The organism is Steroidobacter sp. (assembly GCF_016790065.1).
GTDB lineage: Bacteria > Pseudomonadota > Gammaproteobacteria > Steroidobacterales > Steroidobacteraceae > Steroidobacter.
This window is the reverse complement of sequence record NZ_JAEUPY010000222.1, coordinates 20,344-29,327: the sequence shown is the minus strand read 5'-3', so window position 1 is coordinate 29,327 and position 8,984 is coordinate 20,344. Positions and strand designations below refer to the sequence as shown.

Genomic DNA, 8,984 nt, shown 5'->3' with positions numbered 1-8,984 from the left:
ATTAAGAGGCCGTGAAAATTTGTCGCTCTGGTCCTTTTTTATCCGACCCGTTATGAAGGGGAAAGAAGTCATGAAGAACACCATCTCCACCACGCTGAAGGCAGGTATTGCTGCGTTGGCGCTCGTTGCCGCCAGCGGTTGCGTGTCCCAGAAGGCCGTTGATGAAATCAAGGCCACTGCCGACAAGGCTGTGCAGGACGCCGCCGCCGCCAAGGCTGCTGCTGACTCCGCTGCCAGCGCCGCTCAGTCGGCTCGTTCGGCTGCTGACAGCGCGCAGAGCGCTGCCAACCAGGCGCTGCAGGCCGCTCAGGCCAGCCAGGCCTGCTGTGACGCTACCAACGAGAAGATCGATCGCATGTTCAAGAAGTCGCAGTCGAAGTAATTCGGCGCTAGCTTCTAGATCGCAAGATCAAAGAACGCCGCGGAGCAATCCGCGGCGTTTTTTTATGCCTGAAAAGTGCCGCCATAAAAAAAGGCCGTGGATGACTCCACGGCCTTTTCACTGAACTAGGCGGACCCCACAGCTTCAGCCTGGACTAACCCGGTGGTTTAAGGTGACCTCAGCCGCAGGATCCGCGTGCGCAGTTTAGCAGTGCGCCTCGCGCTGCGTTGGAGCACGCGAGCGACTAATGACCTGTGGCACCGTCAATAACCTGTACCGTGGCCGGCACAGTAGTCGGCGCAGTGGCCGGACGTAGCATCACCGGCTCGGGAATGCCGCTGGCCAGCGCGAAGGTGCGCTCGGCTTTGGCCCAGTCGATGACGCCTGAGCTCACCACTTCAGGCCGCTCCTGAGTCGCCGACACCAGCAGCTTGGTGATGTTGGTGAGGCTGTGCGACTCGGCACTCTCGGTGCCTTCCAACGGCGTGTGCACTTCCATGAACAGCTCCTCGCCGCGCCAACCCATCTTGTAAGGCTGATCGACCAGACGCACCGGCGTATTCACCGGCACCATCGGATAGAGCTCTTTGATGTCCTCGGGATACATGCGCACGCAACCGTGCGTGACCTGCATGCCCACACCCGACGGGCGATTGGTGCCGTGGATCAGATACGCGCCACCAGGAATGCCCAGGCGCATCGCGTATTCGCCCAACGGATTGTCCGGCCCCGGCGGCACTGCTTTGGCCAGCGGCCGCCCTTCTGCCGCGTGCTCCTTGCGCACCGACTCCGGCGGATACCAGATCGGCTTCTCGCGCTTGTTCACGATGCGCGTCAAACCGAGCGGCGTGTGCCAATCCATGCGTCCGACGCTGATCGGATAGGTACGAACCACCGCGGCCTCGCCCGGCTTATGCGGCGGAAAATAAAACAAGCGATGCTCGGAAAGGCTGACCACGACGCCCTCGCGAGGCGCATCGGGAAGGATGTAACGCGACGGAATGATCACTTCGGTACCCGCGCCCGGCAGCCACGGACTGATGCCCGGATTGGCGGCCACGATCTCTTCGTAACCGACGCCGTTGCGCCGACCGATGTCGAGCAGCGTGTCCTCGTGGGCGGCGATGACCTTGGTCACTTCGCCGATGACCGTGTCCTTGCCCACCGGCAAGGTATAGGTCGCAGCGGCTGCATTGGAGGCCGCGGCCAACAGCAACGTGGCCGACAAGAACTGTTTCAAAGCACGGATTTTCATGAGCCAAAAGTCTAGCAGCTACGCGCCGTCAAGAGTGTGAGCCAGGCTGAATCGCTACGTAAGCAAAGCTACCTGTCAACGTCTTAATTATGGAGCTGTGACCGAATTCAAGCCACAGCGGACTGCTGCGCCTTCAGCAGATTGCCGATCTGGCTGGGCACGCCCTTGCGCGCCTCGATGGCCCCGACCGCGATGGCGTTGCCGAATGACAGGGTGTCGGCGCTGCCGTGGCTCTTGATCACCACGCCGGTCAGCCCGACCATGCTCGCGCCGTTATACGTGCGCGGATCGAATTCTTTACGCAACGACCGAAGCACCGGCCACGAAGCCAGCGCGCCCACATAGCGCAGCGGATTGCGTGTGTATTCGGTCTTCAGCGCGCCGACCAGCATGTTGGCCAGGCCTTCCATCGTCTTCAGCGCCACGTTGCCGGTGAAGCCGTCGGTGACCACCACGTCCACCTCGCCGGAAAAAATATCGTTGCCTTCGACGAAGCCGATGTAGTTCAGCTTGCTGGCCGTGAGCAGCCGGGCCGCTTCCTGGACCACGCTATCGCCCTTGGTCTCTTCTTCGCCGATGTTCAAGATGCCGATTCGCGGCTGGGCAATGCCGTGCATGTCGGCCGCGACCACCGAGCCCATCACGGCGAATTGAAACAAATGCTCGGCGCTGCATTCAGAGTTGGCACCGAGATCCAGCATGTGGGTGTGACCGTGCCGGGCTCGAATGCGCGAAATGATCGCGGGCCGGTCGATGCCTTCGATGGTCTTGAGCACGAAGCGTCCTGTGGCCATCAGCGCGCCGGTATTGCCGGCACTGACGCAAGCGTCCGCCTCGCCCGCTTTCACCAGATCGATGGCTACACGCATCGACGAATCTTTTTTCTTGCGCAGAGCTTCCTGCGGCTTCTCGTCCATGGTCACGACTTGAGAAGCCTCGCGCAGTTGCAGGCGCGCGAGCAACGGCGCCGAAGCGCCGCTCAGCAATGCTTGAACGGGGTCTTTCTGGCCGACCAGCACGATGCGCAGGTCGGCATCTCGCTGCAAAGCTGCGAGAGCTGCAGGCACGGTGACCGAGGGGCCGTGATCGCCCCCCATGGCGTCCACCGCGATGGTGACCGGCCGGCTACTCAGATGCGGTACTCGAACTGGAGTACAGCGTTATTCAGAGTCGGGCTTTTCGCGGCTCTCGAGCACTTTCTTGCCGCGGTAGAAACCATCCGGCGAGATGCGGTGACGGGAATGGGTTTCACCCGAAGTCGGGTCGACCGACAGAGCGGGACGCGCCAGGCCGTCGTGCGAGCGGTGCATGCCGCGCTTGGACGGGGTCTTTCGGCTTTTCTGAACAGGCATGACTTCTCTCCAACTATCGAATACGGCTCACTGCTTACGCAGCAGGTCTCGCAGATTCCGGAACGGTTGCTGCTTGGTCTCCCCGGCGGAGAGCGGCGCTTCGTCCTCGGACTCCACTGTCGATGCATCTTCGTCCGACGCCTCTACAGCGTCGCAATCACCGGGCTCGTGCATCGGCACCAGCGGCAGCGCGAGCAGCACTTGCTCCTCCGCCAGCCAACCCAGATCCAGCCGCGAGGCGTTCGCCACCACCGGCTCATAGCCGCCCGGCTCGTCGCTGCGTTCCTCGGCCACCAACAACACTTGAAAGGTGTCGTCGAGCTCGATGGCCACCGGCTGCATGCAGCGCTGGCAAGTCAGCACAGCATCGCCGTGCAGCTCACCGGTTACAGCCGGCCGCCCTTCGAACAGCGAAAACTGGAAGTGGGCCTCGATCGCCGAACCGTCGTGACCGCCAGCCTCGCGTAACCGCGGCAGCTCGGCAGCCGAAAAACGTCGCGCAATCGTGCTTCCCGCCCGCGCGCAGACATCTGCATCGACGATATTGTCTACTGGAGCGGCCGGGGGTCGCGGCATGGGGCGCGTATACTAGCCATCACCCCCCTTGGTGTCAAAAAAAGAAAGGCGTAAATGTTTGTTTTCTCACAGCTTGTAATCCTGCCCACAGGCGCTTTGCCGCCCTGCCCGAGTCAGTCCCCTGAAATTGCCCGCGGAGCCGGCCTATGAGCCCGCCGGTAAGCCCGTCAGGGGCGCCCGCGACCGGGCTCAAGCTGGTGCTCGCCTCCACCTCCACCTATCGTCGCCAACTGCTGGAAAGGCTGGGGATTCCGTTCACAGTGGCCGCCTCCAACGTGGACGAAGAACCGCTGCCGGGTGAGTCGGCGGTCGACCTGGTCCAGCGCCTGGCCCGGGCCAAGGCCGAGGCCGTGGCCCGCCGGCACACCAATAGCCTGATCATCGGGTCCGACCAGCTGGCGCTGTGCGGCCGGGACGTGCTGGGCAAGCCGGGCTCGGGCGAGCGCGCCGTCGCTCAGCTCAAGTCGCTCAGCAATCAGCGGGTGGTGTTCCACACCGCCGTGCACGTCATCAACACCAACGCCACTCAGGGTGAAGGTCACGTCGACCTGACCACGGTGCATTTCCGGCAGCTCAGCGAAGAGGAAATCAAACGCTATGTCGCGCGGGACAAGCCGTATGACTGCGCCGGCGGCTTCAAGGTGGAAACGCTAGGCATCACGCTTTTCAACCGTATCGAATCGCAGGATCCAACCGCGTTGATCGGCCTGCCGCTGATCTGGCTGGCCGGCGCATTGCGAAGAAACGGCTTCGAGCTGCCGTAGCGCTTACTTCGCCTGTTTGAGCTTGTCGATCACCGCCTGCCAGTCAGGCGGTGGCGGCGCGCTTACGGTGAATGGCTTCGCGCCCTTGCGCTCGAATGTCAGCGAGTGTGCATGCAGGAACATGCGCTGTAATCCATACGGCTTGAGCTTGGCATCTCGTTCGCGATCGCCGTATTTATCGTCGCCCGCAATGGGATGACCGGCATGTGCCGCGTGCACTCGAATCTGATGCGTGCGGCCTGTGCCCAATGAGATATCCAGCAGCGTGGCCAGCTTGCCGAAATGCTGAAGTGGCTTGAACGTGGTGATCGCCTCCTGCCCGTCGGCATGCACGCGCACGACTCGCTCACCGCCCTGCTTCATATTGGTCTTGAGCGGCAAATCGATGGTCTTGGTGCCGAACGGCCACTTGCCCACCACCAGCGCCAGGTAGCGCTTCTCCATATCGCGCTCTCTAAGAAGAGCATGCAGTTCGCGCAGCACGGCTCGACGCTTGGCGACCATCAGCACGCCGCTGGTATCGCGATCCAAGCGATGCACCAGCTCCAGTTCTTTCAACTCGGGATGCGTGGCACGCAACGCTTCGATGACACCGGCGCTCAAGCCGCTGCCGCCATGGACCGCGACGCCCGCCGGCTTGTTCACGATGATCAGATCGCGATCTTCATGAATGATGGCGCTATCCACGTATTCCCGGAGCGAGCGTGACGGCGCGGTGCGCTCGGCCGCCCGTTGCTCTTCAGTCTTTCTTTGCAGGGGTGGCAACCGGATTCGGTCGCCCTCGGCGAGCCGGTGCTCGGGCTTGGCGCGCTTGCCGTTCACGCGAACTTCGCCGGTCCGCAGGATGCGATACACCAGGCTGCGCGGCACATCTTTGAGGATGCGGCTCAGGAAATTATCGACGCGTTGGCCGGCATCGCCTTCGCCGGCCTCGACGTAACTCACCCCCGTGACTTTACCGGCAGTGGACGAGGAAACATCGGGCGGATCTGAGGAAGCGGAGCTTGGCATGCGGGCGGGACTTTAGAAGCGCTCGTAACTTATTGATTGACCATTGATTGGACCACGAGCCTATGATATGTTCCGCGACGATTTCTGGTGTGTGTCCGCGCCCGGCCCGATCTCCATAGACGATTGGCCCAACAACGAACGCACATCCACACGCGGCACTCTCGAGGCTACGCTTTCGAAGGCGCCGCATCTTAGTTGGTTCTGCTTAGACCTGCCTGCTCAAGACCGGCCTGCCCGATCGAGACGAACAGGGTCGCAGACCATCGCTCGGCCGCGCGACGGCGATGCCGGAATGACGCACCTCGTATTCCGGGTCGACGCTTACGCCAACGAGCGGGAAGCCAAAGCGACAGGATAAAAAACGCGCCGGAGTTCCCCGGTTACTGCCAGGGGGCCGCGCAGGCAACATCGGATGAAGACATTCCCCGATCGCCCCTTTTCTGCCTCCATGGCTCGCGCCCGCCGTGCGTGCTCGCCCGGCCCTTTCGAATCCTTAGAAGGGCCTCATGAAGAGAATGTTAGTCAACGCAACTCAGGAAGAGGAGTTGCGCGTTGCGCTGGTTGATGGACAACGAATTTACGACCTGGATGTAGAAGTCCCGTCACGGGAACAGAAAAAAGCCAACGTATATAAGGGGCGCATTACCCGCGTCGAGCCCAGTCTCGAAGCCTGCTTCGTCGACTATGGCGCCGAGCGCCATGGCTTCCTGCCGCTGAAGGAAGTCTCGAAAGAGTATTTCAAGGACGGCCAATCGCCCGGCAGCCGCGGCAACATCCGCGAGCTGTTGAACGAAGGCCAGGAAATCATCGTCCAGGTCGAGAAGGAAGAACGCGGCAACAAAGGCGCCGCGCTGACCACTTTCATCAGCCTCGCCGGCCGCTTCCTGGTGTTGATGCCGAACAACGCACGCGCCGGTGGCGTGTCGCGCCGTATCGAAGGCGAAGATCGCGAGCAACTGCGTGAAGCGCTCGATCAAGTGCAGATCCCCGACGGCATGGGCGCCATCGTGCGCACCGCCGGTGTCGGCCGGACTGCCGAAGAACTGCAGTGGGATCTGGATAACCTCAAAGAAGTCTGGAACGCCGTCGCCAGTGCTGCTGAAGGCAAGGCCGCGCCCTTCCTGATCTATCAGGAATCCAAAGCCATCATCCGCGCGCTGCGCGATTATCTGTCCGACGACATCGGCGAAATCCTGGTCGACAGCCAGGAGATCTACACCGAGGCGCAGCAGTACATGCAGCGCTTCATGCCTGCCGGCCTGCGCAAGCTGAAGTTCTATGAAGACAGCGTGCCACTGTTCACGCGCTTCCAGATCGAGAATCAGATCGAGTCGGCGCACTCTCACAAGGTCAACCTGCCCTCGGGCGGCTCCATCGTCATCGACCCGACCGAAGCGCTGGTGTCCATCGACATCAACTCTGCTCGTGCGACGCGCGGCGGCGACATCGAAACCACTGCGACCAATACCAATTTGGAAGCGGCCGATGAAATCGCTCGTCAGCTGCGACTGCGCGACCTGGGCGGTTTGATCGTCATCGACTTCATCGACATGGAGTCGCAGAAGAATCAGCGCGCCGTCGAAGATCGCCTGCGCGATGCCGTGAAGCAGGACCGCGCCCGTATTCAGATCGGACGCATCTCTCGCTTCGGCTTGCTCGAGCTGTCGCGTCAACGTCTGCGCCCGTCGATTGGCGAATCCGCCAGCATCAACTGCCCGCGCTGTAACGGCATGGGCTCGATCCGTAGCGTCGACTCGCTGGCTCTGGCGCTGTTGCGCTTGATCGGCGAGGAGGCTCGCAAGGATCGCACCGTCAAAGTCATCGCCCAGTTGCCGGTGGAAGTCGCTACGTATCTCATGAACGAGAAGCGCGAGTGGCTCAACAACATCGAGCACAAGAGCGCCGTGCAAGTGGTGATGGTGCCGAACAAGTACATGGAAACGCCGGCGTACGAAATTCGTCGGGTGCGTGACGATGAAGCTGGCTTGCCGGAGAACTCGACGATCAGCCATCACATTCCTGTGGCGCCTCAGCCGTCGGCTGAAGAGATTGCGAAGCGCGAAGAGCGCGCCGCCGCGGCTGCTCCTGCGGTTGTGACTGCGACTGTGCCGACGGTTCCGCCACCGCCGACGATTGCAGCGGAGACGACCATCGCGCCGCCGCCGAAGCCGGTGGAAGTCGTGCAGGTCGGCATCTTTGTGAAGCTGTGGCGTTATTTCTTTGGCACTGGCGCGCCGGCTGCGCCTGCTGCTGCGGCGGCCGCCGAAGCGCCTCGTCGCGACGGTTCGCGCCCGCGCTCGGATGGGCAGCGTCGTGATCGTGATGGACGCCAAGGTCGTGGTGGCGATCGTGATCGCCAAGGTCGCGGCGGTGCTCGCGGCGATCGTGATCGTGGTGGCAAGCCGGAACAGCGCTCTGACAAACCGGCCCAGGAAGCTCGCCGCGACGGTCAGCAACAGCGACAAGGTCAGGATCGTAATAAGCCGCGCGACCAGCATGCTGATGGTGGTCGCGATGGTGGTCGTGGCGGTGAAGGTCGCGGTGACGGCTCGCGTTCACAACAGCAGCCTCGCCAGCAGCAGCCTCAGCGCGCTCCCGGTGGCTCCGCCGGCGCTCACGCTGGTTCCTCTGGCGCTTCTGCTAACGCATCCGCTGGCGCCGGCGCTCCGGCCGCTGACGGCTCAGCTCCGGCTGGCGCCGCTCCCGGCGGTGATGCTCAGCGCTCCGGCGAACGCGGTGAGCGTGGTGAACGCGGCGGTCGTGGCCGTCGTGGTCGCCGTCGTCGCGGTCGCGGCCGTGGCGGTGACGATGGCAACGTCGGCGGCGATGACCAAGGCGGCGGCTCGGGCGGCGGCTCTTCCGGCGGCCCTTCGGGTAGCTCTGGCGGTTCTTCGGGCGGTTCATCCGGCAATTCCGCTGGTGGCTCGTTCGGCGGCTCATCGAACAGCTCGTCCGGCAACTCAGCCGGTGGCTCGTTCGGCGGCTCATCGAACAGCTCGTCCGGCAATTCCGCCGGCGGCTCGTTCGGCGGTTCATCGAACAGTTCTTCCGGTAACTCAGCGGGCGGCTCGTTCGGTAACTCTTCGGGTGGCTCGAGCAGCTCTTCCGGCAACTCGGCCGGTGGCGCGTTTGGCGGCTCGGGCAGTGGCTCGTCTGGTGGTTCAAGCGGCGGCGCTTCGAGTGGTAGCTCGTCTACCGGCTCGGGCAGTGGTGCTTCGAGCGGCAGCTCGTCCGCTGGCTCAACCGGCGGCGGATCGGCCGGGGGTTCAGGCGGTGGCGCTTCGAGCGGCGGTTCTTCCGGCAGCTCGTCAGGAAGTTCGTCTGGTAGCTCGGGTGGCGGCTCGTCGTCCGGCGACCACGCGCCTCGCGAGTCCAGCTCGGGTGGCGGTGATTTCGGTGGCGGCGCTCCGAGCCGAACCGAATCGCAGCCTCGCTCCGAAGCACCGCGCGAACAAGCTCCTCGTGAGCATGCCCCGCGCGAGCAGTCTGGCGACTCCTCTGCTCCAGCTCCGAAGCCTCGTGAGTCGTCCGACGCTCAGGGCGGCGGTGACAAGTACACCGTGTGGAGTTCCTCTCCGGCGAGCAGCTCCAGCTCCTGGGGCGGCGGCGGCACTCGCCGCGACGAGTAACGACTCAATGAGAAG

General features: G+C 63.1%; 8 protein-coding genes. 3 read left to right on the top strand and 5 right to left on the bottom strand.

Annotation, left to right across the window (positions count from 1 at the left end; translation table 11 throughout):
* The first annotated feature begins 70 nt into the window (after window positions 1-70).
* The gene (locus JNL55_RS09620; RefSeq protein ID WP_293852420.1) at window positions 71-382 is read left to right on the top strand and encodes an alanine-zipper protein; all 312 of its coding nucleotides are present in this window, start codon (window positions 71-73) and stop codon (window positions 380-382) included.
* Window positions 383-626: 244 nt separating this feature from the next.
* On the opposite strand, the gene JNL55_RS09615 is transcribed toward JNL55_RS09620, so the two are convergent.
* From JNL55_RS09615 to JNL55_RS09600, 4 genes are all read right to left on the bottom strand, one after another.
* The gene (locus tag JNL55_RS09615) at window positions 627-1,637 is read right to left on the bottom strand and encodes a L,D-transpeptidase family protein (protein ID WP_293852418.1); all 1,011 of its coding nucleotides are present in this window, start codon (window positions 1,635-1,637) and stop codon (window positions 627-629) included.
* 107 nt (window positions 1,638-1,744) lie between these two features.
* The gene (gene plsX / locus JNL55_RS09610; protein ID WP_415923047.1) at window positions 1,745-2,770 is read right to left on the bottom strand and encodes a phosphate acyltransferase PlsX; all 1,026 of its coding nucleotides are present in this window, start codon (window positions 2,768-2,770) and stop codon (window positions 1,745-1,747) included.
* A 27-nt stretch (window positions 2,771-2,797) separates the two neighbouring features.
* The gene (rpmF, locus tag JNL55_RS09605; RefSeq protein WP_293852414.1) at window positions 2,798-2,989 is read right to left on the bottom strand and encodes a 50S ribosomal protein L32; all 192 of its coding nucleotides are present in this window, start codon (window positions 2,987-2,989) and stop codon (window positions 2,798-2,800) included.
* A gap of 27 nt (window positions 2,990-3,016) precedes the next feature.
* Window positions 3,017-3,565, bottom strand: a complete 549-nt coding sequence (locus JNL55_RS09600) for a YceD family protein (RefSeq protein ID WP_293852413.1) — start codon at window positions 3,563-3,565, stop codon at window positions 3,017-3,019.
* A gap of 146 nt (window positions 3,566-3,711) precedes the next feature.
* Here JNL55_RS09600 and JNL55_RS09595 point away from each other — a divergent pair, with 146 nt between their 5' ends.
* Window positions 3,712-4,329 (top strand): Maf family protein, encoded by a 618-nt coding sequence (locus JNL55_RS09595; protein ID WP_293852411.1) that lies wholly within the window; start codon window positions 3,712-3,714, stop codon window positions 4,327-4,329.
* Window positions 4,330-4,332: 3 nt separating this feature from the next.
* Here the strand turns inward: JNL55_RS09595 and JNL55_RS09590 are convergent, their stop codons facing one another.
* Window positions 4,333-5,340 carry an RluA family pseudouridine synthase gene (locus tag JNL55_RS09590; RefSeq protein ID WP_293852409.1) on the bottom strand — a complete coding sequence of 336 codons (1,008 nt, stop codon included), beginning with the start codon at window positions 5,338-5,340 and terminating at the stop codon, window positions 4,333-4,335.
* Between the two features lie 506 nt (window positions 5,341-5,846).
* On the opposite strand from JNL55_RS09590, the gene JNL55_RS09585 reads away from it, so the two are divergent.
* Window positions 5,847-8,969 carry an Rne/Rng family ribonuclease gene (locus tag JNL55_RS09585; protein ID WP_293852407.1) on the top strand — a complete coding sequence of 1,041 codons (3,123 nt, stop codon included), beginning with the start codon at window positions 5,847-5,849 and terminating at the stop codon, window positions 8,967-8,969.
* Window positions 8,970-8,984: the final 15 nt, after the last annotated feature.